This window comes from Variovorax soli, from assembly GCF_031454625.1.
Taxonomy (GTDB): domain Bacteria; phylum Pseudomonadota; class Gammaproteobacteria; order Burkholderiales; family Burkholderiaceae_C; genus Variovorax; species Variovorax soli_A.
The window spans coordinates 197,043-220,594 of record NZ_JAVDRF010000002.1; the positions used below are offsets into that span (position 1 = coordinate 197,043).

General features: G+C 68.1%; 29 protein-coding genes. 19 read left to right on the top strand and 10 right to left on the bottom strand.

Annotation, left to right across the window (positions count from 1 at the left end; all coding sequences use genetic code 11):
- Position 1 precedes the first annotated feature (1 nt).
- The 13 genes from J2739_RS04780 to J2739_RS04840 all read left to right on the top strand — a co-directional run bounded on the left by J2739_RS04780 (position 2) and on the right by J2739_RS04840 (position 12,133).
- Positions 2 to 691, top strand: a complete 690-nt coding sequence (locus tag J2739_RS04780) for a YfgM family protein (protein WP_309899097.1) — start codon at positions 2 to 4, stop codon at positions 689 to 691.
- Complete coding sequence (gene bamB, locus J2739_RS04785; protein WP_309899100.1) at positions 688 to 1,833, top strand: outer membrane protein assembly factor BamB; 1,146 nt, start codon at positions 688 to 690, stop codon at positions 1,831 to 1,833. The genes J2739_RS04780 and bamB overlap by 4 nt, the downstream gene beginning before the upstream one ends.
- Before the next feature lie 23 nt (positions 1,834 to 1,856).
- Entirely contained in the window at positions 1,857 to 3,200 is a 1,344-nt protein-coding gene (gene der, locus J2739_RS04790; protein WP_309899101.1) for a ribosome biogenesis GTPase Der, read from the top strand.
- Positions 3,201 to 3,387: 187 nt separating this feature from the next.
- Complete coding sequence (gene hfq / locus J2739_RS04795; RefSeq protein ID WP_093378535.1) at positions 3,388 to 3,633, top strand: RNA chaperone Hfq; 246 nt, start codon at positions 3,388 to 3,390, stop codon at positions 3,631 to 3,633.
- Positions 3,634 to 3,684: 51 nt separating this feature from the next.
- Positions 3,685 to 4,875, top strand: coding sequence for a GTPase HflX (gene hflX, locus J2739_RS04800; RefSeq protein ID WP_309899103.1), 1,191 nt, complete (start codon positions 3,685 to 3,687; stop codon positions 4,873 to 4,875).
- Between the two features lie 52 nt (positions 4,876 to 4,927).
- Positions 4,928 to 6,253: an FtsH protease activity modulator HflK gene (hflK, locus tag J2739_RS04805; protein WP_309899105.1), complete on the top strand. Its 1,326-nt coding sequence runs from the start codon at positions 4,928 to 4,930 to the stop codon at positions 6,251 to 6,253.
- Between the two features lie 14 nt (positions 6,254 to 6,267).
- Positions 6,268 to 7,167 (top strand): protease modulator HflC, encoded by a 900-nt coding sequence (hflC, locus tag J2739_RS04810; protein ID WP_309899107.1) that lies wholly within the window; start codon positions 6,268 to 6,270, stop codon positions 7,165 to 7,167.
- Positions 7,168 to 7,182: 15 nt separating this feature from the next.
- The gene (locus J2739_RS04815) at positions 7,183 to 7,371 is read left to right on the top strand and encodes a DUF2065 domain-containing protein (protein ID WP_309899109.1); all 189 of its coding nucleotides are present in this window, start codon (positions 7,183 to 7,185) and stop codon (positions 7,369 to 7,371) included.
- A gap of 73 nt (positions 7,372 to 7,444) precedes the next feature.
- Positions 7,445 to 8,596: an ATP phosphoribosyltransferase regulatory subunit gene (locus tag J2739_RS04820; RefSeq protein ID WP_309899111.1), complete on the top strand. Its 1,152-nt coding sequence runs from the start codon at positions 7,445 to 7,447 to the stop codon at positions 8,594 to 8,596.
- An 88-nt stretch (positions 8,597 to 8,684) separates the two neighbouring features.
- Positions 8,685 to 10,016: an adenylosuccinate synthase gene (locus tag J2739_RS04825; RefSeq protein WP_309899113.1), complete on the top strand. Its 1,332-nt coding sequence runs from the start codon at positions 8,685 to 8,687 to the stop codon at positions 10,014 to 10,016.
- A gap of 31 nt (positions 10,017 to 10,047) precedes the next feature.
- Positions 10,048 to 10,572, top strand: coding sequence for a phosphoribosyltransferase (locus tag J2739_RS04830; RefSeq protein ID WP_309899115.1), 525 nt, complete (start codon positions 10,048 to 10,050; stop codon positions 10,570 to 10,572).
- Between the two features lie 94 nt (positions 10,573 to 10,666).
- A complete protein-coding gene (locus J2739_RS04835; protein ID WP_309899117.1) occupies positions 10,667 to 11,860 on the top strand; it encodes a cystathionine beta-lyase in 1,194 nt (397 codons plus the stop codon).
- A 69-nt stretch (positions 11,861 to 11,929) separates the two neighbouring features.
- Positions 11,930 to 12,133 (top strand): hypothetical protein, encoded by a 204-nt coding sequence (locus J2739_RS04840; RefSeq protein WP_309899119.1) that lies wholly within the window; start codon positions 11,930 to 11,932, stop codon positions 12,131 to 12,133.
- A gap of 87 nt (positions 12,134 to 12,220) precedes the next feature.
- Here J2739_RS04840 and J2739_RS04845 read toward each other — a convergent pair whose 3' ends face one another.
- Positions 12,221 to 12,871: an arylesterase gene (locus J2739_RS04845; protein ID WP_405053825.1), complete on the bottom strand. Its 651-nt coding sequence runs from the start codon at positions 12,869 to 12,871 to the stop codon at positions 12,221 to 12,223.
- A gap of 18 nt (positions 12,872 to 12,889) precedes the next feature.
- On the opposite strand from J2739_RS04845, the gene J2739_RS04850 reads away from it, so the two are divergent.
- Both J2739_RS04850 and rlmB read left to right on the top strand, forming a co-directional pair.
- Positions 12,890 to 13,588, top strand: a complete 699-nt coding sequence (locus J2739_RS04850; protein WP_309899121.1) for an ABC transporter ATP-binding protein — start codon at positions 12,890 to 12,892, stop codon at positions 13,586 to 13,588.
- 36 nt (positions 13,589 to 13,624) lie between these two features.
- Entirely contained in the window at positions 13,625 to 14,374 is a 750-nt protein-coding gene (gene rlmB, locus J2739_RS04855) for a 23S rRNA (guanosine(2251)-2'-O)-methyltransferase RlmB (protein ID WP_309899123.1), read from the top strand.
- Here rlmB and J2739_RS04860 read toward each other — a convergent pair whose 3' ends face one another.
- The 7 genes from J2739_RS04860 to J2739_RS04890 all read right to left on the bottom strand — a co-directional run bounded on the left by J2739_RS04860 (position 14,375) and on the right by J2739_RS04890 (position 18,227).
- Complete coding sequence (locus tag J2739_RS04860) at positions 14,375 to 14,638, bottom strand: hypothetical protein (protein WP_309899125.1); 264 nt, start codon at positions 14,636 to 14,638, stop codon at positions 14,375 to 14,377.
- Between the two features lie 176 nt (positions 14,639 to 14,814).
- On the bottom strand, positions 14,815 to 15,219 hold the full coding sequence (locus tag J2739_RS04865) for an Hsp20/alpha crystallin family protein (RefSeq protein ID WP_405053826.1): 405 nt from the start codon (positions 15,217 to 15,219) through the stop codon (positions 14,815 to 14,817).
- Between the two features lie 13 nt (positions 15,220 to 15,232).
- Positions 15,233 to 15,673: an Hsp20/alpha crystallin family protein gene (locus J2739_RS04870; RefSeq protein WP_309899933.1), complete on the bottom strand. Its 441-nt coding sequence runs from the start codon at positions 15,671 to 15,673 to the stop codon at positions 15,233 to 15,235.
- 122 nt (positions 15,674 to 15,795) lie between these two features.
- A complete protein-coding gene (locus J2739_RS04875) occupies positions 15,796 to 15,966 on the bottom strand; it encodes a hypothetical protein (RefSeq protein ID WP_181360598.1) in 171 nt (56 codons plus the stop codon).
- Positions 15,967 to 16,058: 92 nt separating this feature from the next.
- The gene (locus tag J2739_RS04880; protein ID WP_309899127.1) at positions 16,059 to 17,027 is read right to left on the bottom strand and encodes an aldo/keto reductase; all 969 of its coding nucleotides are present in this window, start codon (positions 17,025 to 17,027) and stop codon (positions 16,059 to 16,061) included.
- 16 nt (positions 17,028 to 17,043) lie between these two features.
- Positions 17,044 to 17,643, bottom strand: a complete 600-nt coding sequence (locus J2739_RS04885) for a chromate transporter (protein WP_309899129.1) — start codon at positions 17,641 to 17,643, stop codon at positions 17,044 to 17,046.
- Entirely contained in the window at positions 17,640 to 18,227 is a 588-nt protein-coding gene (locus tag J2739_RS04890; protein ID WP_309899131.1) for a chromate transporter, read from the bottom strand. The genes J2739_RS04885 and J2739_RS04890 overlap by 4 nt, the downstream gene beginning before the upstream one ends.
- An 89-nt stretch (positions 18,228 to 18,316) precedes the next feature.
- Here J2739_RS04890 and J2739_RS04895 point away from each other — a divergent pair, with 89 nt between their 5' ends.
- Entirely contained in the window at positions 18,317 to 19,204 is an 888-nt protein-coding gene (locus J2739_RS04895) for a YihY/virulence factor BrkB family protein (protein WP_309899935.1), read from the top strand.
- Here the strand turns inward: J2739_RS04895 and J2739_RS04900 are convergent.
- The gene (locus J2739_RS04900; RefSeq protein ID WP_309899132.1) at positions 19,201 to 19,752 is read right to left on the bottom strand and encodes a DUF924 family protein; all 552 of its coding nucleotides are present in this window, start codon (positions 19,750 to 19,752) and stop codon (positions 19,201 to 19,203) included. The genes J2739_RS04895 and J2739_RS04900 overlap by 4 nt on opposite strands.
- 109 nt (positions 19,753 to 19,861) lie before the next feature.
- Here J2739_RS04900 and J2739_RS04905 point away from each other — a divergent pair, with 109 nt between their 5' ends.
- The 3 genes from J2739_RS04905 (at position 19,862) to J2739_RS04915 (ending at position 22,526) form a co-directional block, all read left to right on the top strand.
- Complete coding sequence (locus tag J2739_RS04905; protein ID WP_309899135.1) at positions 19,862 to 20,311, top strand: CHRD domain-containing protein; 450 nt, start codon at positions 19,862 to 19,864, stop codon at positions 20,309 to 20,311.
- A gap of 104 nt (positions 20,312 to 20,415) precedes the next feature.
- Positions 20,416 to 21,627 (top strand): patatin-like phospholipase family protein, encoded by a 1,212-nt coding sequence (locus J2739_RS04910; protein ID WP_309899136.1) that lies wholly within the window; start codon positions 20,416 to 20,418, stop codon positions 21,625 to 21,627.
- Between the two features lie 116 nt (positions 21,628 to 21,743).
- The gene (locus J2739_RS04915) at positions 21,744 to 22,526 is read left to right on the top strand and encodes a 3-hydroxybutyrate dehydrogenase (RefSeq protein WP_309899138.1); all 783 of its coding nucleotides are present in this window, start codon (positions 21,744 to 21,746) and stop codon (positions 22,524 to 22,526) included.
- A 3-nt stretch (positions 22,527 to 22,529) separates the two neighbouring features.
- Here J2739_RS04915 and J2739_RS04920 read toward each other — a convergent pair whose 3' ends face one another.
- Positions 22,530 to 23,486: a bifunctional helix-turn-helix transcriptional regulator/GNAT family N-acetyltransferase gene (locus J2739_RS04920; RefSeq protein ID WP_309899140.1), complete on the bottom strand. Its 957-nt coding sequence runs from the start codon at positions 23,484 to 23,486 to the stop codon at positions 22,530 to 22,532.
- Between the last annotated feature and the right edge of the window lie 66 nt (positions 23,487 to 23,552).

Below are 23,552 nucleotides of genomic sequence, written 5' to 3' on the forward strand. Positions count from 1 at the left end.
CATGGCCACGCATCTCGATCTCGAAGAACAGGAACAGCTCGACCAGCTCAAGCATTTCTGGAACACCTACGGCACGCTGATCACCTGGGTCGTGGTGCTGGCGGCCGGCGCCTTTCTGGGCTGGACCGGATGGCAGTACTGGCAGCGCGAGCAGGCGGCACGCGCCTCGGCGCTCTACGATGAGCTCGAACGCGGCGCGCAGGCCGGCGATACGGCGCGCGTCGAGCGCGCTCTGGCTGACATGAAGAGCAAGTTCGCCGGCACCGCCTATGCCCAGCAGGGCGGCCTGCTGGCCGCTCGCGTGCTGCACGAGAAGGGCAATGCCGAAGCCGCGCGCGCCGCGCTGGCCTGGGTGGCGGAGAAGGGGGAGGACCCCGGCTACCAGGCCGTCGCCCGGCTGCGCCTGGCGGGCGAACTGCTGGAGGCCAAGTCCTACGACGAGGCGATCAAGCAGCTCTCGGTCAGCATGCCCAAGGAATTCGAGGCGCTGGCGGCCGACCGCAAGGGCGATGTCTACATGACCCAGGGCAAGCGCGAAGAGGCCAAGGCCGAGTACCGCAAGGCCTGGTCCGCTTTCCTGCCGGGCAACGAGTACCGCCGCCTGGTCGAGATCAAGCTCAACGCGGTCGGCGTCGACCCCAAGACCCTGGCCCCGGCCGGCACCGCATCTTCCGCCAAGACCACACCATGAATTTCAGCCAGCGTTCGATGCTTCCCGCCTCCCTCCTGCGCGCCGGGGCTGCCGCGCTCGTCGTCGCCGCGCTCGCGGCCTGCTCCGGCACGGCCAAGCCCAAGCCGGCGGAGCTGCCGCCCAACCAAGCGGTGCTCGGCGTGCGGCAAGCCTGGAACATCCGCATCCCGAAGGTGGATTTCCCGCTCACCACCGATGTCAGCGGCGACCTGGTGACGGTTGCCGCCACCGACGGCACCGTGGTCATGATCGACGCCCGCTCGGGCCAGGAGTCGTGGCGCGCCAGCGTCGGCGCGCCGCTGGCGGCCGGCGCGGGCAGCGACGGCTCGCTGGTGGCCGTCATCACCGCGGGCAACGAACTCGTCGCACTGCAGGGCGGCAAGGTGCTATGGCGGCAGCGGCTGCCAGCCCAGTCGTACACCGCGCCGCTGGTGGCAGGCCGCCGTGTCTTCGTGCAGACCGCGGACCGCACCACCAGCGCCTGGGACGGCCAGACCGGCCGCCGCCTGTGGTCGCAGCAGCGCACCGCCGAAAACCTGGTGCTGAAGCGCCCCGGCGTGCTGATCGCTGTCGGCGACACGCTGGTGACCGGCGTCGGCGGGCGCCTGGTCGGCATCAACCCGGCCAACGGCACCTCGCGCTGGGAAGCGCCGATCGCCGCGCCGCGCGGCACCAACGACGTGGAGCGCCTGGTCGACCTGACCGGCAGCGTGAGCCGCGTGGGAGATTCCGTCTGCGCGCGCGCCTATTACGCGAGCGTGGGCTGCGTCGACACCTTGCGCGGCACGCTGCTCTGGAGCAAGCCGGCCAATGGCGCCGAGGGCATCGCCGGCGATGACCGCTTCGTCTACGGCACCGAGGAGAACGGCAACGTGGTGGCCTGGCGCCGCAACGACGGCGAGCGCGCCTGGCAGATCGATCGATTCAAGTACCGCTCCCTGACCGCGCCGCTGGCGGTCGGGCGCTCGCTGATCATCGGCGACAGCACGGGTCTCGTGCACGTGATCTCGCGCGAGGACGGCGCGCCGCTCAACCGGCTGACGCCGGACGGCTCGGCCATCGCCGCGGCGCCCGTGCTGTCGGGCAACACCGTCGTCGTCGTGACCCGCAACGGCGGCGTCTTCGGCTATCGGCCCGAATAGGCAGTGAAGGCGAGCGTTCGACCATGAAACCCGTGATCGCGCTGGTCGGGCGCCCCAACGTCGGCAAGTCGACGCTGTTCAACCGCCTGACCCAGACCCGCGACGCCATCGTCGCCGACTTTGCCGGCCTCACGCGCGACCGCCATTACGGCAACGGCCGCCAGGGCCCGCACGAGTTCATCGTCATCGACACCGGCGGCTTCGAACCCGACGCGGGCAGCGGCATCTTCAAGGAGATGGCCAAGCAGACGCGTCAGGCGGTGGCCGAAGCCGACGTGGTGATCTTCGTGGTCGATGCGCGCGAAGGACTCTCGGCGCAGGACCACGACATCGCCAACGAACTGCGCCGCCTCGGCAAGCCCTGCGTGCTGGCGGCCAACAAGGCCGAGGGCATGAAGGACACCGCGCGGCTGGCGGAGTTCTACGAACTGGGCTTCGGCGAGGTGCATGGCGTCTCGGCGGCGCACGGGCAGGGCATCCGCAGCCTGGTCGAACTCGCGCTCGAGCCGCTGGCGTTGCCCGAGCCGGACGACGAGGACCAGGAAGACGACGTCAACAAACCGATCAAGCTGGCGGTCGCAGGCCGGCCCAATGCGGGCAAGTCGACCCTCATCAACACCTGGCTCGGCGAGGAGCGGCTGGTGGCCTTCGACCTGCCCGGCACCACGCGCGACGCGATCTCGGTGCCCTTCGAGCGCAACGGCCAGCGCTTCGAGCTCATCGACACGGCCGGCCTGCGACGCAAGGGCAAAGTGTTCGAGGCCATCGAGAAGTTCTCGGTCGTCAAGACACTGCAGGCCATCGAGTCGGCCAACGTGGTACTGCTCCTGATCGACGCCACCCTCGGCGTCACCGACCAGGACGCCCACATCGCCGGGTACATCCTGGAAAGCGGCCGCGCGGTGGTGATCGCGATCAACAAGTGGGACGCGGTCGACAGCTATCAGCGCGAGCAGATCCAGCGCCAGATCGAGACCCGGCTGGCCTTTCTGAAGTTCGCCTCGCTGCACTTCATTTCGGCCACTCGGCGACAGGGTCTGGGTCCACTGTGGCAGGCCATCGCCCAGGCCCACAAATCGGCCACCCGCAAGATGTCGACGCCGGTCCTCACGCGCCTGCTGCTGGAGGCCGTGCAGTTCCAGACGCCCAAGAAGTCAGGCATGTTCCGCCCCAAGTTGCGCTATGCGCACCAGGGTGGCATGAACCCTCCGGTGATCGTCATCCACGGCAATTCGCTGGAACACGTCACCGAGGCCTACCGGCGTTTTCTGGAGGGGCGCTTCCGCAAGGAGTTCGACCTGGTCGGCACGCCCTTGCGCATCGAGTTCAAGACTTCGCACAATCCTTACGCCGACAAGGAAGGCTGAGTGTCCACCGTCGGCGCACTGCACGCCGCAGTTCGGGGCACGCCCGGCGGCGAGTGCCGCTGGCGTTCGAAGTTCCGGCGCGCGAGTGCCGTTATTTTTTGCGGGCCATGGAGGTTTCGTGCTGCAGTGCGGAAGCGCTGTGTTAAGGTGACCGGTCCAACAACTACTCTTGAACACGGAGAATATCGTGAGCAATAAAGGGCAACTCCTACAAGACCCCTTTCTGAATACCTTGCGTCGAGAGCACGTGCCGGTTTCGATCTATTTGGTCAACGGCATCAAGCTGCAAGGGCAGATCGAGTCTTTCGATCAGTACGTCGTGTTGCTTCGCAATACGGTGACCCAGATGGTCTACAAACACGCCATCTCCACCATCGTGCCGGGACGGGCCGTCAACTTCTCGGCCAACGAGAGCGACGACGCTGCTGCCTGAGTGCACGGAGCGCGGCGGCTCGCCCGCCGCGCTTTTTCCCATTGATTCCGCTTGTCTGAACTGAATTCCCGGAAAGACGGTGCCGTCGTTCTCGTCGGTGTCGATTTCGGGCTGCCCCATTTCGACGGCGAACTGGAGGAACTCGGCCTGCTCGCGCAGACCGCAGGCCTCGAGCCGGTCGCGCGCCTGATCGCCAAGCGGCGGGCGCCCGATGCGGCGCTGTTCGTCGGCAGCGGCAAGGCCGACGAGATCCGCGAGCTGGCCGAGTTGCACGGCGCCGGCGAGGTGATCTTCGACCAGGCGCTCAGCCCGGCGCAGCAACGCAATCTCGAGCGCCAGCTCGGAGTGGCGGTGTACGACCGCACCTTCCTGATCCTCGAGATCTTCGCCCAGCGTGCGCGTTCCCACGAGGGCAAGTTGCAGGTCGAATTGGCGCGGCTGCAATACCTCAGCACCCACCTGGTGCGGCGCTGGTCCCACCTGGAGCGCCAGCGCGGCGGCATCGGCACGCGCGGCGGCCCGGGCGAGACGCAGATCGAGCTCGACCGCCGCATGATCGGCGATGCCATCCGGCGCACGCGCGAACGGCTCGCCAAGGTGCAGCGCCAGCGCGGCACCCAGCGGCGCCAGCGCGAGCGGCGCGACACCTTCAACATCTCGCTGGTCGGCTACACCAACGCCGGCAAGTCCTCGCTGTTCAATGCGCTGGTGAAGGCGCGCGCCTATGCGGCCGACCAGCTGTTCGCCACGCTCGACACCACCACGCGGCATCTGTACCTGGGCGACGCGGCGCGCAAGGTGTCGATCTCCGACACCGTGGGCTTCATTCGCGAGCTGCCGCATGGCCTGATCGATGCCTTCAAGGCCACCCTGCAGGAGGCGGTCGATGCCGACCTGCTGCTGCACGTGGTGGACGCCTCCAATCCGCACCATCCCGAGCAGATGGCCGAGGTGCAGTCGGTGCTCCGCGAGATCGGCGCCGACAACGTGCCGCAACTCCTGGTCTTCAACAAGCTGGACGCGCTCGACGACGCCCAGCGCCCGCTCTCGCCCACCGACGAGATCGAGCTCGACGGCATGCAGGTGTCGCGCATCTTCCTGAGTGCACACAGCGGCGAGGGCGTGGCGGCGCTGCGGGCCGAGCTGGCGCGGCGCGCGCCTTCTGCGGCCGCGGCCATGACCCCAGAGCCGGACACCGAATTGCACGATGCCGCCGGCGGATTGGCACAATCGCCTCACTGACCAGAGAACAGATCGAATGAATGCAAAGCCAGTGTGGAGACGGTTTCAGGGCATGTTCAACCTGAATGACGGGCGTTGGGGCCGGGGCGACGAGCCTTCCTCGAACGGCGACCGTCCCAACGCCAACCGTCCCGAAGACGACTCCGGATCTTCCGGCAACAACAACCGCCCCCGCGGCCAGGGGCCGAACCAGGGCCCGCCCGATCTCGACGAGCTCTGGCGCGACTTCAATCGCAAGCTGGGCGGCCTGTTCGGCGGCCGCGGCAACGGCGGCCGCCCGAACGGCGGCAATGGCGGCAACGGCATGAAGCCCGACATGAAGAACGCAGGCGTCGGGCTGGGCCTGGTGGCGGCGGTCGCCGTGCTGATCTGGCTCGGCACCGGCTTCTTCATCGTCAACGAAGGCCAGCAGGCCGTGATCACGCAGTTCGGCCGCTACAAGGCGACCGTGGGGGCGGGTTTCAACTGGCGCCTGCCGTACCCGATCCAGCGCCACGAGATCGTGGTCGTGACGCAGATCCGCTCGATGGACGTGGGCCGCGACTCGATCGTGCGCTCCACCGGCCTGCGCGACTCGGCCATGCTCACGGAAGACGAGAACATCGTCGAGATCAAGTTCGCCGTGCAGTACCGCCTGAGCGACGCACGCGCATACCTGTACGAGAGCAAGACGCCGACCGATGCGGTGGTGCAGGTCGCCGAGACGGCCGTGCGCGAAGTGGTCGGCAAGATGAAGATGGACGCCGCGCTCGCCGAGGAACGCGACCAGATCGCGCCGCGCGTGCGTACTCTGATGCAGAACATCCTGGACCGGTACAAGGTCGGCATCGAGATTGTGAACATCAACCTGCAGCAGGGCGGATTGCGTCCGCCGGAGCAGGTGCAGGCCGCCTTCGACGACGTCCTCAAGGCCGGCCAGGAACGCGAGCGCACCAAGAACGAGGCGCAGGCCTACGCCAACGACGTGGTGCCGCGCGCCACCGGTACGGCGTCGCGCCTGAAGGAGGAGTCGGAGGCCTACAAGGCCCGCATCATCGCGCAGGCCCAGGGCGACGCGCAGCGCTTCAGCGCGGTGTTGGCCGAGTACCAGCGCGCGCCGCAGGTCACGCGCGACCGCATGTACACCGACGCCATGCAGCAGATCTACACCAACACCACCAAGGTGCTGGTCGATTCCAAGCAGGGCTCGAACTTGCTCTACTTGCCGCTCGACAAGCTGATCCAGGCGGCCGGCCCCGGCGCCGCCGGCGCGCCTGCAGACGGCGCCAGCCCGAACGTGGCCGGTACCGCACCGCCGCAGTCGTCGGTGATCCCGGTCGTCCCGCCCAACGACTCGCGTGCGCGCGACGGGCGCTCGCGCGACCGCGACGTGCGCTGAGGAGCAACACAACAATGAACAGACTAGGCTTCATCGTTTCGTCGGTCCTGGTGGCGCTCGCGCTGCTGAGCTCCACCCTCTTCGTCGTCGACCAGCGCCAGTTCGGCGTGGTCTACGCCCTCGGGCAGATCAAGGAGGTGATCACCGAGCCGGGCCTGAACTTCAAGCTCCCGCCGCCTTTCCAGAACGTGTCGTACATCGACAAGCGCCTGCTCACGCTGTCCAGTCTCGACCCCGAGCCCATGCTGACGGCCGAGAAGCAGCGCGTGGTGGTCGACTGGTACGTGCGCTGGCGCATCACCAATCCCTCGGAATACATCCGCAACGTGGGCCTCGACGAGAACGCGGGCGCCGTGCAGCTCAACCGCGTGGTGCGCAACGCCTTCCAGGAGAACGTCAACAAGCGCACCGTGCGCGAGTTGATCTCGACGCGGCGCGAGGCCCTCATGAGCGATGTGCAGCGCGAGATGCTGTCGGTGGTGAAAGGCGCCAAGCCCTGGGGCATCGACGTCATCGACGTGCGGGTCACACGCGTCGACTACGTCGAGGCGATCACCGAATCGGTCTATCGACGGATGGAGGCCGAGCGCAAGCGCGTGGCCAACGAGCTGCGATCCACCGGCTTCGCCGAGGGCGAGAAGATCCGCGCCGACGCCGACCGCCAGCGCGAGGTGACCGTGGCCAATGCCTACCGCGACGCCCAGAAGATCAAGGGTGAGGGCGACGCGCGCGCAGCAGCGGCCTATGCCGAGGCCTTCGGCCGCGATCCGCAGTTCGCGCAGTTCTACCGCAGCCTCGATGCTTACAAGCAGAGCTTCAACAAGAAGAGCGACGTGATGGTGCTGGACCCCTCGTCGGACTTCTTCCGTGCGATGCAGAGCTCCGGCGGGGCGGCGGCAGCGGGGCGCCGCTAAGCGCAGCATTCGAGCGTGAGCGCAGAAAACTTCTGGAGCGCGCTGGCGCTCGTTCTCGTGATCGAAGGCATCCTGCCCTTCGTTTCGCCCGGTGGCTGGCGGCGCGGCTTCGGCCAGCTGATGCAACTGCGCGACGGGCAGCTGCGCTTCTTCGGCCTGTGCAGCATCCTGCTGGGGCTCTTCCTGCTCTGGCTGCTGGCCTGAAGCTGGTTTGCGCACGGGATGGCGGGCCGCGATGGCCCGGTAGAATCCGGGTTTAACCACGCCCCCGATCCCCATGTCCGCCTGGGTCCTCCCGGATCACATTGCCGATGTGCTGCCCTCCGAGGCGCGTCACATCGAAGAACTTCGACGCCAGCTGCTCGATACCGCCCGTGGCTATGGTTGCGAGCTGGTGATGCCGCCGCTGCTGGAGCACCTGGAGTCCCTGCTGTCCGGCACCGGCGAGGCGCTGGACCTGCAGACGTTCAAGCTGGTCGACCAGCTCTCCGGGCGCAGCATGGGGCTGCGTGCCGACACCACGCCTCAGGTCGCCCGGATCGACGCCCACCTGCTCAACCGCCGCGGCGTGGCCCGCCTCTGCTATTGCGGCCCGGTGCTCCACACCCGCCCCGATCGCCCGCACGCAACCCGCGAGCCCTTGCAGTTCGGCGCCGAGATCTACGGTCACGCGGGCCTGGAGGCCGATACCGAGGTGCTGCTTCTCGCGCTCGACTGCCTGCGCGCGGCCGGGGTGCACCACCCCGTCATCGTCGACCTGGCCGATGCGCGCATCGTGCGCGCGCTGTTCGCCGGCGTGCCGGTCGACGCGGCGACCATCGCGCGCGTGCATGCCGCCCTGGCCGCCAAGGACGCGAGCGGCCTCGGCGCGATCACAGCCGGCTTTCCCGCCGCCGCGCGCGAGGGCCTGCTCGCGCTGGTGCATCTCTATGGCGATGCCGCGGTGCTCGACGAGGCGGCCAAGGTCCTGCCCGACTCGGCCGGCATGCGCCAGGCACTCGCGGACCTGAAGCACCTGGCCCAGAAGCTCGATGGCGCCCGCGTGAGCTTCGACCTGGCCGACCTGCGCGGCTATGCGTACTACAGCGGCATGCGCTTCGGCATCTACACGGAAGGCGCCAGCGATGCGCTGGTGCGCGGCGGCCGCTACGACGAGGTGGGCGCGGTGTTCGGCCGCAACCGCCCTGCCGTCGGCTTCAGCCTCGACGTGCGCGAGCTGGTGGGCGTGCTGCCGGCGCGGCCCCTGCGCGCCGCGATCCGCGCGCCGTGGAGCGACGCCCGCGGCCTGGCCCAGACCATCGCGGCGCTGCGCGGCCAGGGCGAGACCGTGGTCTGCGTGCTGCCCGGCCACGAGAGCGAGATCGATGAGTTCCACTGCGACCGCGAGCTGATCGAGCAGGCCGGGCAGTGGAAAGTCCAAAGCATCTGACATGGCGTACTCCCCCAGGCCTTGCGCAATTCAGGTTGCGGATCGCGCGAGAGCGTGCTGAGTAAATCAAGAGCGAGAGTAAGAAATCATGAGCATCACCACCGGACGAAACGTGGTCGTCGTCGGCACCCAATGGGGCGACGAGGGCAAGGGCAAACTGGTCGACTGGCTGACCGAAAGCGCGCAGGGCGTGGTCCGCTTCCAGGGCGGCCACAACGCGGGCCACACGCTGGTCATCAACGGCGTGAAGACCGCGCTGCACCTCATCCCGAGCGGCATCATGCGGCCCGGGGTCAAGTGCTACATCGGCAACGGCGTCGTGCTGTCGGCGGCCAAGCTCTTCGAGGAGATCGAGGGGCTGGAGAAGGCCGGCGTCGAGGTACGTTCGCGCCTGCGCATCAGCGAGGCCTGTCCGCTGATCCTTCCTTTCCACGCCGCGCTGGACATCGCGCGCGAGAACTTCCGCGAGAAGGGCGGCGTCGAGAAGATCGGCACCACCGGCCGCGGCATCGGTCCCGCCTACGAAGACAAGATCGCGCGCCGCGCGCTGCGCGTGCAGGACCTCAAGTACCCGGATCGCTTCGCTGCCAAGCTGCGGGTGCTGCTCGAGTTGCACAACCATGTGCTGACGCAGATGCTGGGCGCCTCCGCCATCGAGTTCCAGGCGGTCTACGACGAGGCGATGCGCCATGCGGAACTGCTCAAGCCGATGATGGCCGACGTCTCGCGCGAGCTCAACGATGCCCACCGTGCGGGCGCCAACCTGCTGTTCGAGGGCGCGCAAGGCACGCTGCTCGACATCGACCACGGCACCTACCCCTACGTGACCTCCAGCAACTGCGTGGCGGGCAATGCCGCGGCCGGCGCGGGCGTCGGTCCGAGCCTGCTGCACTACGTGCTCGGCATCACCAAGGCCTACTGCACGCGCGTCGGCGGCGGGCCGTTCCCGACCGAGCTCGACTGGGACAAGCCTGGCACCGTCGGCTACCACCTGAGCACGGTGGGTGCCGAGAAGGGCGTGACCACCGGCCGCAGCCGCCGCTGCGGCTGGTTCGACGCCGCATTGCTCAAGCGCTCGGCGCAGGTCAACGGGCTCTCCGGCCTGTGCATCACCAAGCTCGACGTGCTGGACGGCCTGAAGGAGCTGCAGCTGTGCACCGGCTACGAGCTCGACGGCGAGTACACCGACATCCTGCCGATGGGCGCCGACGAGATCGAGCGCTGCACCCCCGTCTACGAGAAGCTGGAGGGTTGGAGCGAGAGCACCGTGGGCATCACCCAGTACGACAAGCTGCCGGTCAATGCGAGGCTCTACCTGCAGCGCATCGAGCAGGTCACTGGCGTGCCGATCCACATGGTTTCCACCAGCCCGGACCGCGATCACACGATCATGATGCGGCACCCGTACCTGGCAGATTGAGCCACCGACCCCCACGACTAGAAGGCCTTCCATGCTGACCGAAGACGGCAAACACCTGTACGTGAGCTACGACGAGTACCACAACCTGATCGAGAAGCTCGCGATCAAGGTGCACCAGTCGGGCTGGCAGTTCGACACCATCCTGTGCCTCGCGCGCGGCGGCATGCGGCCGGGTGACGTGCTGTCGCGCATCTTCGCCAAGCCGCTGGCCATCATGTCCACCAGCTCCTACCGCGCCGACGCCGGCACGATCCAGGGCCACCTGGACATCGCGCGCTACATCACCACGCCCAAGGGCGAGATCGCAGGCCGGGTGCTGCTGGTCGACGATCTGGCCGACTCCGGCCATACCCTGCACGCGGTGGTGGAAATGCTCAAGAGCAACTACCAACCGATCACCGAGCTGCGCAGCGCCGTGATCTGGACCAAGGCGCTGTCGACCTTCACGCCCGACTACTCGGTCGAGTACCTGGCCACCAATCCCTGGATTCACCAGCCCTTCGAAAGCTACGACTCGCTCGGCGCGGAGAAGCTGATCCAGAAGTGGTCGGTCTGAGCGCTGCTGCTCGAGCAGCTCGGTGCAGCGACGCTGCATCGGGCGCCGCTTCCGTGGCGTCGACCGGCACGGGGCAGTGGACTAGCATGGCGGCATGCGCAAGCCCATTACCGACCTGATCCACCACCCCTACACGCCCCCCGCGAACTTCGCCGCGCCACAGCCGGGCATCTACAAGGCCTCCACCGTTTTCTTCGCCGACGTCGCGGCCATGCGCGCGCGCGACTGGAAGACGAAGGCCGGCTACACCTACGGCCTGCACGGCACGCCCACCACCTTCACGCTCGAGGAGCGGCTGGCGACGCTGGAAGGCGGCACCGAATGCCTGCTCGCGCCCAGCGGCCTGGCTGCGATCGCGCTGGTGGCCTTCGCCTTCCTCAAGACCGGCGACGAGGTGCTGCTCCCCGATAACGCCTACGGCCCGAACAAGGCGCTGTGCACCGGCGAGCTGGCCCATTTCGGCATCACGCATCGGCTCTACGACCCGATGAACCCGGCCGACCTCGCGGCCAAGATCTCGGAGCGAACCCGGCTGGTGTGGATGGAGGCCGCCGGCTCCGTCACGATGGAGTTCCCGGATCTGCCCGCGTTGGCGGCGGCCTGCCGAGCGCGCGGCGTGCTCGCGGCGCTGGACAACACCTGGGGCGCCGGCCTCGCCTTCGCCCCCTTCGACTTCAATGGCAGCGGGCAGGGCGTCGACATCTCGATCCAGGCGCTCACCAAGTACCCGAGCGGCGGCGGCGACGTGCTGATGGGCAGCGTCATCACGCGCGACGAGCGGCTGCACCGGGCCCTGAAGCTCAGCCACATGCGCATGGGCTTCGGCACCGGCGTCGGCGACGTGGAAGCGCTTCTGCGCTCGCTGCCCAGCATCGCGCTGCGCTACGAGGCGCACGACCGCAGCGCCCGCGAGCTGGCCCGCTGGCTGTCCGATCGGCCGGAGATCGCGCAGGTGCTGCATCCCGCGCTGGAGGGCGCGCCGGGCCACGCGAACTGGCTGCGGCTGTGCGGCGCCACCGACCTGGCGGCGGGCCTGTTCTCCGTGGTGTTCGACGGCCGCTACAGCGCCGCGCAGGTCGACCGTTTCTGCGACAGCCTGACGCTGTTCCGGCTCGGCTACTCCTGGGGCGGGCCGATCAGCCTGGTCGTGCCCTACGACATCGGCCTGATGCGCGACCCGGAGGTTTCGCACTGGCCTCACAAGGGCACGCTGGTGCGCTTCTCGATCGGGCTGGAGGACGCGGAGGACCTGCGGGCCGACCTCGAACAAGCCCTCGCGGCACTCTGAACCGCCCCCTTTATCGCGTACAGTCAAGCACGCGCAGTCACCGGGACTGCCTTTCAGGAAGGAGTGAACGTGGCAACACCGAACTACGGCTACGAGAAACGTCAGAAGGAGTTGGCCAAGAAGAAGAAGAAGGAAGACAAGGCACGCGAAAAAGCCGCTCGCAAGCTGAACCCCAGCAGCGAAGGCCTCGCGCCGGGAGACCCCGAGACCGATGTCGCCTCGCTGGAGCGCGATCCGCCCACCGTGCCCGAACTGCCGACGAAGGACGGCTGAGCCGCTGCGACACGTCTCGCTACACCCATCACTGAAAAAAAGCCGCCGCCGGCGAGGCCTGCAGCGGCTTTTTTTGCGTCTTTCCTCTCACTTGGCCGGAAGCAGCTTTCGCAGCGTCGGCCACACGTTGTCGAGCATGCGCGGCTGGGCGGCGGCGGTCGGATGGATGCGGTCGCGCTGGAACAGCGTTGCCGCGTCGGCGCCGTCCGCAATGCCCTTGAGCAGGAAGGGCACCAGCGCCGCCTTGGTGGCGCCGGCCACCTTGCCGAAGATGGCCTCGAAGCGCCGCGTGTAGTCGCTGCCGTAGTTGGGCGGGACCTGGATGCCGACGATCAGCACCTGGGCGCCCGCCGCCTGGGCGGCCTTGGTCATCTGCATGAGGTTGTCCTCGGTGCCCGCCAGCGAGAGGCCGCGCAGGGCGTCGTTGGCGCCCAGTTCGAGCACCACGTGCGTCGGCTTGTGCTGCGCCAGCAGGCCCGCCAGCCGAGCGCGGCCGCCCGCCGTGGTGTCGCCGCTGATGCTGGCGTTGATCACCGTGGCTGCGATCTTCTGCTCGGCCAGGCGCTTTTCCATCAGCGGTACCCAGCCCTCGCCGCGCTTGAGGCCGTACTCGGCGGACAGCGAGTCGCCGACGACCAGGATCACCGGCTTGCCGCCGCCGGGCTGGGCCCGGGCAACGCGCCAATGCCCCGCGGAACCGGCCAGGGCGCCGGCCAAGATAAAGTGACGTCGATCCACCACGCGCAAACCTTTTCAATGTCCTCGATCCCACCTGCAGCCATTGTCGCCGTCGAACACGTCTTCAAGTCGGTCACCGACTCCGCCGGCACGCTGGACATTCTGCAGGACATCGACTTCACGCTGGGCGAGCGCGAAACGGCCGCCATCGTCGGCGCCTCGGGCTCGGGCAAGAGCACGCTGCTGTCGATCGTCGCGGGGCTGGACACGCCGACCAGCGGCACCGTCAAGCTCGCCGGCGAGGACCTGTTCGCCATCGACGAGGACGAGCGTGCCGCGCTCAGGGCGCGCAAGGTCGGCTTCGTGTTCCAGAGCTTCCAGCTGCTGGGCAACCTGAGCGCCCTCGAAAACGTGATGCTGCCGCTCGAGTTGGCCGACCGCCGCGACGCGCGCAAGGCCGCGACCGAGATGCTCGGCCGCGTCGGCCTCGGCCAGCGCCTGAACCACTATCCCAAGGTGCTGTCCGGCGGCGAGCAGCAGCGGGTGGCACTGGCCCGCGCCTTCGTGGTCCAGCCTGCGCTCTTGCTGGCCGATGAGCCGACGGGCAGCCTGGACTTCGCCACCGGCGAGCAGGTGATGCGGCTGATGTTCGATCTCAACCGCGAACTGGGCACCACCCTCGTCCTCGTGACGCACGACCGCGGCATCGCCGCGCAGTGCGAGCGGCGCATCACGATCGAGGCCGGGCGCGTGGGCTTCGACGACCAGGGCGTCTGAGCCGGACCGCTTGGAGGCGGGCTCGATAATCCCGCCATGTCTTCCCCCAAAGTGATCTTCGGCTTCCATGCCGTGGGCGTGCGCATCAAGACCGCGCCGCAATCGGTGATCGAGGTGCTGTTCGACGCCAGCCGGCGCGATGCCCGCATGCGGCAGTTCGTCACCCGTGCGCAGGAGGCCGGCGTGCGCCTGATCGAGGCCGATGGCCTGCGCCTCGCCAAGCTCAGCGGCAGCCACGGCCACCAGGGCGTGGCTGCGCGGGTGCAGCCGATCGCGCAGACCCGTTCGCTCGACGAGCTGCTCGAAGGCCTCGAGGCCGCCGGCACGGTGCCGCTGCTGCTGGTGCTCGACGGTGTGACCGACCCTCACAACCTCGGCGCCTGCCTGCGGGTGGCCGATGGCGCGGGCGCACATGCGGTGGTGGCGCCCAAGGACCATGCCGCCGGCATCAACGCGACCGTGGCCAAGGTGGCGAGCGGCGCGGCCGAGACGGTGCCGTACTTCATGGTGACCAATCTGGCGCGCACGATGAACGAGCTCAAGGAGCGCAACATCTGGTGCGTGGGCACCAGCGACGATGCGCCCGGGACGCTCTACCAGAGCGACCTGCGGCGGCCGCTCGCACTGGTGCTGGGCGCCGAAGGGGAGGGCATGCGCCAGCTCACGCGCAAGACCTGCGACGAGCTGGTGCGCATCCCGATGGCCGGCGCGGTGGAGAGCCTCAACGTCTCCGTGGCGAGCGGAGTGTGCCTCTACGAGGCGATGCGGCAGCGCAGCACCGGCTGATCAGAGGCTGGCAAAGCCGGTCTCGCCGGAGTGATCGCGCGCCTTCCACTCGTCGACCCACGCCATCGCCTTGCGCTCCAGCGCATCGCAAGCGCTGGCGGCGTCCTCGAAGCGGCCGGTCAGGGCGACGCGGCACTTGTGCTCCCCGTCGCGCCACAGGTCCGCGTGGCCCGAGGCCTGCCCTTCGAAAGCCAGCGCTTCCAGGCAGATGCTGATGTCCCAGGCTTCGTAGACGAAGCGCTTGACCTCGCCGTCTTCTTTCATTTTTTCCTCACTCCGGTTCTTCTCGGGTCAGGTGCCACAGGGGTTGCGGTCACTTGCCACAGGGGCCGCGGTCACTTCGCGCGCGAGCCGCTTCGCCCCATGCGACAGCTTAACGCCCCGTGGGCCGGAGCGCCCCTCCGGGTGGCCGCGGCGCGCGGAGGGGCAGCAGTGCGCGGTCAGCTCACCTTGACGTCGATGCGCCGCGGCTGCGCCTGGGCCACCTTGGGGATGCGCAGGGTCAACACGCCCGCCGCCAACTCGGCCGAGACCTTCTCGGTGTCGAGCTCCTTGCTCAAGGTGAAGACGCGGTGGAAGCGCGCGAGGCCGACCTCCGTGTGGCTCGACTGCAGCGCCTCCGGCACGTTCAGGTCCGACTCCGCATCGATGGTGAGCGTGTCGGACTCGACTTGCAGATGGAGCTTGTCCTTCGAAACGCCGGGAAGATCGGCATACAGGGTGATGCCGGTGCTGTCCTCCACCACGTCGACGGGCGGCGTCAGCGCCGCTTCGCCGTAGCCCGCCTTGTCCTTGCGAGCGGCGGTCGAGGGAGTGTTCGGGCGCACAGTATCGATGTCGTTCATGTCGCTGCTCCTTTCATTGGATCGTGATGCGGCGGGGCTGCGCGGATGCACGCCGCTGGACCGTGATGTGGAGGATGCCATCGCGGTAGTCCGCCTTGATCGCTTCCGGATCGGCGTCCTCGGGCAGGGTCAGCAATCGCCGGAACTTGCCCGCGAAGCGCTCATTGATGTGCACGGTGGACTTCGAATCGCCCTGGGACGGCAGCGCCGATGTGCGCTCGCCGGCCAAGGTCAGCAGGCCGCGGTCGAGTTGCACATCCAGGGTGGCGGGATCGAGGCCGGGTGCAAACGCATAGATCTCGACCGTTTGCGGCGTGCCGCCGACGTTCAGCGCCGGAAAACCGCCCCGGCCGAGACCCCGGATGCTCGGAGACAGATCGAAGGCCTGCTGCATTTCGCGTTGCAGGCGATCCACCTCGGCGAACAGGTCGCGTGGAAACAAGGATCGATACATGGCGAAAACCTCCATAAGGTTGAACCAGACGGAGCGTCGGAGACGCCTCCGGCGCTTCCCGGGGAGGAATTAGGAGCGGGCCCCGATGATTTCAAGAGGCCCGGCGCATGAAGATCGATCGACTAGGAAGGGTCTTTGCTGCGCGTGCGCCCGACGGCGCTGAAGATGCCGATGCCCAGCAGGATCAGGGCGCCGATCCCGATGTAGAGCGTCGGAATGCCGATGACCGAGGCCCCCCAGGCCAGGCCGGCCAGGAAGAGCAGGAAGCCGATCATGTAGAGCGCGAAAGACATGGTTTTTCTCTCCGAAGTGAAGATCGAGCCAGTCTCCGTGTGCCTGCGCGCCATCGAGGCGGCGGCGGCCGTCAGCGCGTGTCGGCGGGCATCTACCGTTGCTGTGCGCGCTCGGCGCTGGCTTCATCGAGGAATGCGATCGCCTCGGCGTCGAGCGAGAGCTGCGCGGCGGCCGCCAGCTCATCGAGCTGCGCGATGGAGGTGGCACTGGCGATCGGCGCCGTGATCGCGGGGCGGGCGATCTGCCATGCGATCGCCACCTGGCCCGGCGTCGCGCCCCGCGTCTTCGCGACCTCGTCGAGCGCGGCCAGGATGCGCAGGCCGCGCGGGTTCAGGTACTTCTTCGTCGTGTTGGCGCCGCGCGCGCTCTTGGCGGCGTCGGCCTCGCTGCGGTACTTGCCGGTCAGGAAGCCGGCCGCCAGCGCATAGAAGTTGATCACGCCGACGCCGCGTTCGAGGCACAGCGGTTCCAGCGCCTCCTCGAACACCGCGCGGTCGTAGAGGTTGTAGAGCGGCTGCAGGCTTTCGTACCGCGGAAGACCCTGGCGCTCGGCCACGTCCAGCGCCTCGGCGAGCCGCGGCGCGCTGTAGTTCGAAGCACCGATCGCGCGCACCTTGCCGGCCTGGATCAGCTCGGCGAAGGCACCGAGCGTGTCGGCCAGCGGCGTGTCGGCGTCGTCGTCGTGCGACTGGTAAAGGTCGATGTGGTCCGTCTGCAGGCGCTTGAGCGAGGCGTCGACGGCCTGGCGGATGTAAGCCGGCGAGAGGCCCTTCCTGTCGTCGCCCATCGGCTTGCCGACCTTGGTCGCCAGCACCACGTGGTGGCGCTTGCCGCTCTGGCGCAGCCATTTGCCGATGATCGTTTCCGATTCGCCGCCGCTGTGGCCCGGCACCCAGCTGGAGTAGACGTCGGCGGTGTCGACGAAGTTGAAGCCGGCGTCGAGCCAGGCGTCGAGCAGGCGGAACGAGAGCTTCTCGTCCACCGTCCAGCCGAAGACGTTGCCGCCGAACGCCAGCGGCGAGACCTTGAGGCCGGAGCGGCCGAGGGGGCGAAGTTGCATGGTGCTTTCCAGGATTTCAGACGAAGCCGAAGGCGCCCAGCAGGGCGCCGGCACCCAGCAGCCAGAGCAGGTGGAGGCGGGTGCGCCACACGATAAACGCCGTCGCACCCGTCAGCAGCCAGATGTGCCAGGCAGGCGCGTTGGTGTCATGGTTACCGGCGGCCAGCACCCAGCCGGTGGCGACCAGCAGCCCCACGACCACCGGCGCCATGCCCTGCTTGAAGGCGCGCACCCCGCGCCGCTCGCGGTTGCGATGGCCCCAGCGCGTCGCGAAATAGGTCAGTGTGGTGCTCGGCAGCATGATGCCGACCATGGTGACGGCCAGCCCCAACAGGCCGAGGGCCCAGGCCTGCGGGCCGGCGCCGATGCCGCCGCCTGCGTTGATGCCGACGTTCCATCCCATCAGCGCGACGAAGAGCACATTGGGGCCCGGTGCCGCCTGGGCGATCGCGACCGAGGAGCTGAACTGCGCGTCGGTGAGCCAGCCGTGCTGGTCGACCAGGTAGCGGTGCATGTCGGGCACGGTGGTGATGGCGCCGCTGATGGAAAGCATCGAGAGCAGCAGGTACTGGGCGAAGAGCGCCAGCCAGTCCTGCCAGTGCATGGCGATGGTCATGCCTGGAGCCTCTTCCAGGTCCACACGCAGGCCATGCCGCCGACGACCAGCAGCACCCAGCCCAGCGGAATGCGCACGAAGGCGATCGAGACGAAGACCAGAGCCACGATGCCCAGGCAGACGCCGAAGCCCAGCGGGTGCCGGCGCAGCGCGGGGATCAACTTGATGCCGGTCGCCGCGATCAGCCCGCCGGCCACCGCGCCCATGCCGCGCAGGGCGCCGGCGACCTGCGGGTTGGCGGCGAACTGGGCGTACAGCAGCGCCAGCACCAGGATCACGCCCAGCGGCACGGTCAGCATGCCGGCGACGGCGGCGATCGCGCCGCGCAGGCCGAAGTGGCGGTCGCCGATCATCAGGGCGAGATTGATCACGTTCGGCCCCGGCAGCACCTGGGCCACCGCCCAGTCCTCGAGGAACTCGTCGGCCGTCAGCCAGCGCTTCTTCTCGACCATTTCGCGCTGCACGATGGCGAGCACGCCGCCGAAGCCCTGCAGCGCCAGCCAGGTGAAGGAAAAGAACAGGTCGCGAACGGAGTGGGGCTGCGGACGCTCGGAGGGCGCCGCGATGGTGGAGGCCGGATGCATCGCCCGAGATTATGTTCGCAGCACGGTCCGGCCGCTGCGCGGGCAGGGCGCCGACGCGCAGCCGCGCCCATGCTGCGACACTGGCGGGCATGCAGTTCCGCGCGCTCTTCGAACTCTTCAGGCAGGCCGTCCTGTCGTGGAAGGCGGACTATGCCCAGAGCATGGGCGCTGCGCTGGCCTACTACACCGTGTTCTCGGTGGCGCCCCTGCTGCTCATCGTCATCTCCGTGGCGGGCCTGGTCTTCGGCGAGGAGGCGGCGCGTGGCGAGATCATGATCCAGCTCTCGGGGCTGATGGGCGAGCAGGGCGCGCGGGCGGTGCAAGGCATGCTGGAGTCACTGAACAAGCCGAAGGAGGGCATCGTCGCGACGGTGATCGGCGTCGCGCTGCTGCTGGTCGGTGCGACCACGGTGTTCGGCGAGTTGCAGGATGCGCTGGACCGCATCTGGCGCGCGCCGGCGCGCAAGGATGGCAGGAGCTGGCTGAACCTGCTGCGTGTGCGGCTGCTGTCCTTCAGCATGATCATGGCACTCGGCTTCCTGCTGATGGTGTCGCTGGTGGTGAGCGCGGCACTGGCGGCGCTGGGCAAGTGGTGGGCACCGGTCTTCGGCGGCTGGGCCGCGCTGGCGCAGGGCGTCAACTTCCTCTTCAGCTTCGTCATGGTCACCGTGGGCTTCGCGATGATCTACAAGATCATGCCCCGCGTGCGTGTGCAGTGGCGCGACGTGTGGGTGGGCGCGGCGGTCACGGCGCTGCTGTTCACCATCGGCAAGCACCTGATCGGGTTGTACATCGGCAAGAGCAGCGTGGCTTCGGGCTATGGCGCCGCGGGCTCGCTGGTGGTGGTGCTGGTGTGGGTCTACTACTCGGCGCAGATCTTCCTGCTGGGCGCGGAGTTCACATGGGTGTATGCGCACAAGTACGGGTCGCTGCGGCACGTCGAGCGGCCCGGCGCGCCCTCGTCGCCCACGCGCTAGCCGGCGAAGCCGCCCTGGTCCAGGAAGGTCTGTTCCTCCGGCGTGGTCTCGCGTCCCAGCATGGGATTGCGATGGGGGAAGCGGCCGAAGCGCGCGATGATGTCCCGGTGCAGCGCGGCGTAGCGCTGCGTGTTGGCATCGAGTGCGGCATTCAGTGCGACGGAGCGCTCCTGGTCGGCCATCGATTCGGAATGCATGAACGGCAGGTAGAAGAAGGGCCGTAGCGCATCGTCGACCTGCCTGTCGAACCCGGCCTCGATGGCTGCGTGCGCGATCGCGCGTGCCTTGCCGTCGGTCGCGAACATGTGGGCGCTGCCGCGCCAGGCGTTGCGCGGGAACTGGTCCAGCAGCACCAGCAAGGCGAGCGCGCCCTCGGCCTCGCGCGCCCAGCCGTCGAGCCGGCAGGCTGCAGCGGCGTGGTGCGCGGCCTCGAAGCGCGACTTGAACTCGGCATCGAAGGCGTCGTCCTTCGCGAACCAGCGGGCGGGACCGGCGTCGCGCCAGAAGGCAGCGATCTCGTGGGAGGAGGGCAGGGGAGCAGTCGTCATGCGCCGGATGATGCCACCGCCCGCCGCGCAAAAACGGGCTCGTGGCCGACACGCGCGGCGCGCCGTGCTGTCTATGCTGTTCGTTTCCCGCAACTACGGAGATCCGCTCATGAATCGAACTGCCACCCTCTTGCGCGCCGCCCTCGTGACCGGCGTGGCGACCGCTGCCCTCGCTGGTTGTGGGATGATGTCGAGGTCCAACACGGCGAGCTTCAGCGGCAGCATGAACGCAGCCAGCGAGGTGCCGCCCAACATGACGCGCGGCAGCGGCCTGGCCGAGGCCTGGCTCGACAAGAGCACCAATGTCCTGAAGTACAAGATCGTCTATACCGGCCTGAGCGGGCCGGCCACGGCCGCCCATTTCCACGGCCCGGCAGCTGCCGGCGCGAACGCAGGCGTGGCGCTCCCCTTCGCGAACCCCGCGAGCCCGATCGAGGGCCAGGCCACGCTGACCGCGGCGCAGGCCGCCGACCTGATGGCCGGGCGCTGGTACGCCAACGTTCATACCGCGGCCAATCCGGACGGCGAGATCCGGGGACAGTTGTTGCCGAAGATGTAGTCCTTTAGAAAACGGAACTCCGTACGCGAAGGGCGCTCGCGTTCTCTGCGTCCGGTGTCCGCTTGCCGGAACTTCAAGGTGGCTGCATGGTGTCAAATCGCCCCATGCCCAGCATCACACCCAGAAAAAAGCCCAACGGTTCCACTTCCATCCGCCGCGTCGACATCACCACTGCCAAGAAGGCCTTGGTGTTTCAAGGCGGCGGTGCGCTGGGCGCTTACCAGGGCGGCGTGTACGCGGGTGTGTACGAGCAGCACAAGGCGCTCGACTGGGTGGCCGGCGTGTCGATCGGGGCGATCAATGCCGCCCTGATCGCCGGCAATCCGCCCGACATGCGCATCGCACGCCTGCGCGAGTTCTGGGACCTGGTGTCGTCAGGCCCGGCGCAGCGGCTGCCGCCGGGCTGGGGCGACCGCGCGCTTTTCAACCAGTGGAGCGCGAACTCGGCGGCGCTGTTCGGCGTACCGGGCTTCTTCACGCCGCGGCGCAACCCCGCGCTGCTGCTCGGCGGCGCAGCCCCGGTGCTGAGCTATTACGACAACTCACCGCTCAAGTCCACGCTCGAGCGCCTCGTGGACTTCGATCTCATCAACCGCTGCGAAACCCGCCTGAGCGTCGGCGCGGTCAATGTGCGCAGCGGCAACTCCGTGTACTTCGACAACACCAAGCAGCGCATCGGCCCCGAGCACATCATGGCCAGCGGCGCCTTGCCGCCCGGCTTCGCGCCGGTGCATATCGACGGCGAGGACTACTGGGACGGCGGCATCGTCTCGAACACGCCGCTGCAGTACGTGCTCGACACCCATCCGCGCACCGAATCGCTGCTGGTGCTGCAGGTGGACTTGTTCAGCGCCCGCGGCAACATGCCGCGCACGCTCGCCGAGACCCTGGAGCGGCAGAAGGACATCACCTACTCGAGCCGCACCCGCATGAACACCGACGCGCTGGCCTCGAACATGAACCTGCAGCAGGCGGTGGCCGACCTGATCGCCAAGCTGCCGGCCTCGCTGCGCAAGGATGCCAGCGTGGCTGCGGTGTGCGCGCAGCTGACGCACCAGCCCATCGAGATCGTGCACCTGATCTACCGCGACAAGCCCTACGAGCTCGACACCAAGGACTACGAGTTCTCGCGCGCCTCGGTCGACGAGCATTGGGACGCCGGGCTGCGCGACATCCGCAACACGTTCGAGCATCCGGAACTGCTGCGCGCCGCCGCGCAGGTCAACGGCGTCACCACCTTCGACCTCGCCGAACCTCACCAGCCGCGTGTCCGCCATCCGATGCGGATGCCGGCCATCCAGGCGGCGCCGCAGTGAGAAGCTCGGGGCCGATGAAGGTCAGCCTGGCCCAAGATTCCCGAGCCACCCTCCTTCAGCGGCGCGCCGCCTGGGCGCGCCATCGTTCACCCACCCGTCATCCAAAGGACATCCCCATGCAACTCAAGGACAAGGTCGCCTTCATCACCGGTTCGGCCAGCGGCATCGGCAAGGAAATCGCCCAATTGTTCGCGCAGGAAGGTGCCAAGGTCGTGATCGCCGACCTCAACAAGCAGGCGGCCGACGCCACCGCCGCCGAGCTCGAGGAGCGCGGTGCGCAGGCGCTGGGCGTCGGCGTCGACGTCACCAGCGAAGAACAGGTCGATGCCGCGGTCGAGGAGGCTGCGAAGGCCTTCGGAGGCATCGACATCCTGATCAGCAATGCCGGCATCCAGATCGTCCACCCCGTCGAGGAGTTCAGCTTCGCCGACTGGAAGAAGATGCTGGCCATCCATCTCGACGGCGCCTTTCTCACGACCAAGGCCTGCCTCAAGCACATGTACGCACAGGGCCGCGGCGGCAGCGTGATCTACATGGGCTCGGTGCATTCGAAAGAGGCCTCGCTGCTCAAGGCGCCCTATGTCACGGCCAAGCACGGGCTCATCGGCCTGGCCAAGACGGTGGCCAAGGAGGGCGCGAAGCACGGGGTGCGCGCCAACGTGATCTGCCCCGGCTTCGTGCGTACGCCGCTGGTCGAGAAGCAGATCCCGGAGCAGGCCAAGACCCTGGGCATCACCGAAGAGCAGGTGATCAAGAACGTGATGCTCAAGGAGACGGTGGACGGCGAGTTCACCACCACCGACGACGTGGCGCGCGTCGCGCTGCTGTTCGCAGCCTTTCCGACCAATGCGCTCACCGGGCAATCGCTGGTGGTGAGCCATGGCTGGTTCATGCAGTAGGGCCTATAGCTTCAACGCCCAGGTCTCGCCGACGAGTTGCTGGCCGAAGCCCTCGTAGGGCTCGGACTTCACCAGCTTGAAGCCGCGCGCCGCGTAGATCCCGCGCGCGACCAGCAGGCAGCTGTTGGTCCACAGCACCATCTTCCTGTAGCCCTTGCGGCGTGCGAAGGCGATGCATTCGTCGGTCAGCCGCGCGCCCAGGCCCAGGCCGCGCGCCTGCGGCGTCAGGATCAGCAGGCGCAGCTGCGCCACGGTGGCGGACTTGCGCACCAGGAACACGGCACCCACGCGCTCGCCGTCCAGTTCGGCGATCCAGCAGTGCTCCCACTCGGGCTGGAACTTGCGCAGGAACTCGCCGGCGATCTCGGCCACCAGGGCTTCGAACTCGCTGTTCCAGCCGTACTCGCGCGCATAGAGCTCGCCATGGTGCTGCACCACCCAGCCGATATCGCCCGGCTGCGGATCGCGCAGCACGGCGGTGCGCGGCTTGGCCGGTGGACGGGCTTCGGGTTCGATCAGTGCCTGCACGGTGTGCATGGCATCGATCAGCTGACGCCGCTGCGGTCCCGAAAGCGGGGCAAGCAAGGCGCTCGCCTCATCGCGCGACTTCTGCTGCAGCGGCGCGAAGGCAGCATGGCCGGCCTCGGTCAGGCGCAGCAGGCTCTGGCGCGCATCGCGCGGGTGCGTCTCGCGCGCGAGCCAGCCCGCGCCCTCGAAGCGGCGCAGGATGCGGCTCAGATAGCCGCCGTCCAGGCCCAAGTGCTTCGCGATCTCGCTCGCCACCGCCTGCTCGCGGTGCGCCAGTTCGTAGAGCACGCGCACGTCGGTCAGTGACATCTCGCTGCCCAGGTAGGGATCGAGCGCGCCGATGCGGCGGGTGTAGAAGCGGTTGAACTGGCGCACGGCCTTGACGGCCTCGACCTCGGACAGGGCGGGAGATTCGGCAAGCATGGTTGCCATTGTCAATCGATTGATTGACAAAAACAACGAATTGCATCGCTTCCCCGACCCCGCGCCATGGCCTTG

Coding starts and splice junctions, on each gene's coding strand:
- hflC (WP_309899107.1), top strand. CDS start 6,268: ATGAACAGACTAGGCTTCATCGTTTCGTCGGTCCTGGTGGCGCTCGCG.
- J2739_RS04780 (WP_309899097.1), top strand. CDS start 2: ATGGCCACGCATCTCGATCTCGAAGAACAGGAACAGCTCGACCAGCTC.
- bamB (WP_309899100.1), top strand. CDS start 688: ATGAATTTCAGCCAGCGTTCGATGCTTCCCGCCTCCCTCCTGCGCGCC.
- J2739_RS04850 (WP_309899121.1), top strand. CDS start 12,890: ATGTCCTCGATCCCACCTGCAGCCATTGTCGCCGTCGAACACGTCTTC.
- J2739_RS04880 (WP_309899127.1), bottom strand. CDS start 17,027: ATGCAACTTCGCCCCCTCGGCCGCTCCGGCCTCAAGGTCTCGCCGCTG.
- J2739_RS04890 (WP_309899131.1), bottom strand. CDS start 18,227: ATGCATCCGGCCTCCACCATCGCGGCGCCCTCCGAGCGTCCGCAGCCC.
- J2739_RS04820 (WP_309899111.1), top strand. CDS start 7,445: ATGTCCGCCTGGGTCCTCCCGGATCACATTGCCGATGTGCTGCCCTCC.
- J2739_RS04905 (WP_309899135.1), top strand. CDS start 19,862: ATGAATCGAACTGCCACCCTCTTGCGCGCCGCCCTCGTGACCGGCGTG.
- hflK (WP_309899105.1), top strand. CDS start 4,928: ATGTTCAACCTGAATGACGGGCGTTGGGGCCGGGGCGACGAGCCTTCC.
- J2739_RS04835 (WP_309899117.1), top strand. CDS start 10,667: ATGCGCAAGCCCATTACCGACCTGATCCACCACCCCTACACGCCCCCC.
- J2739_RS04900 (WP_309899132.1), bottom strand. CDS start 19,752: ATGACGACTGCTCCCCTGCCCTCCTCCCACGAGATCGCTGCCTTCTGG.
- J2739_RS04860 (WP_309899125.1), bottom strand. CDS start 14,638: ATGAAAGAAGACGGCGAGGTCAAGCGCTTCGTCTACGAAGCCTGGGAC.
- J2739_RS04825 (WP_309899113.1), top strand. CDS start 8,685: ATGAGCATCACCACCGGACGAAACGTGGTCGTCGTCGGCACCCAATGG.
- J2739_RS04885 (WP_309899129.1), bottom strand. CDS start 17,643: ATGACCATCGCCATGCACTGGCAGGACTGGCTGGCGCTCTTCGCCCAG.
- J2739_RS04865 (WP_405053826.1), bottom strand. CDS start 15,219: ATGAACGACATCGATACTGTGCGCCCGAACACTCCCTCGACCGCCGCT.
- der (WP_309899101.1), top strand. CDS start 1,857: ATGAAACCCGTGATCGCGCTGGTCGGGCGCCCCAACGTCGGCAAGTCG.
- J2739_RS04915 (WP_309899138.1), top strand. CDS start 21,744: ATGCAACTCAAGGACAAGGTCGCCTTCATCACCGGTTCGGCCAGCGGC.
- J2739_RS04875 (WP_181360598.1), bottom strand. CDS start 15,966: ATGTCTTTCGCGCTCTACATGATCGGCTTCCTGCTCTTCCTGGCCGGC.
- rlmB (WP_309899123.1), top strand. CDS start 13,625: ATGTCTTCCCCCAAAGTGATCTTCGGCTTCCATGCCGTGGGCGTGCGC.
- J2739_RS04920 (WP_309899140.1), bottom strand. CDS start 23,486: ATGGCAACCATGCTTGCCGAATCTCCCGCCCTGTCCGAGGTCGAGGCC.
- J2739_RS04870 (WP_309899933.1), bottom strand. CDS start 15,673: ATGTATCGATCCTTGTTTCCACGCGACCTGTTCGCCGAGGTGGATCGC.
- J2739_RS04830 (WP_309899115.1), top strand. CDS start 10,048: ATGCTGACCGAAGACGGCAAACACCTGTACGTGAGCTACGACGAGTAC.
- J2739_RS04910 (WP_309899136.1), top strand. CDS start 20,416: ATGCCCAGCATCACACCCAGAAAAAAGCCCAACGGTTCCACTTCCATC.
- J2739_RS04895 (WP_309899935.1), top strand. CDS start 18,317: ATGCAGTTCCGCGCGCTCTTCGAACTCTTCAGGCAGGCCGTCCTGTCG.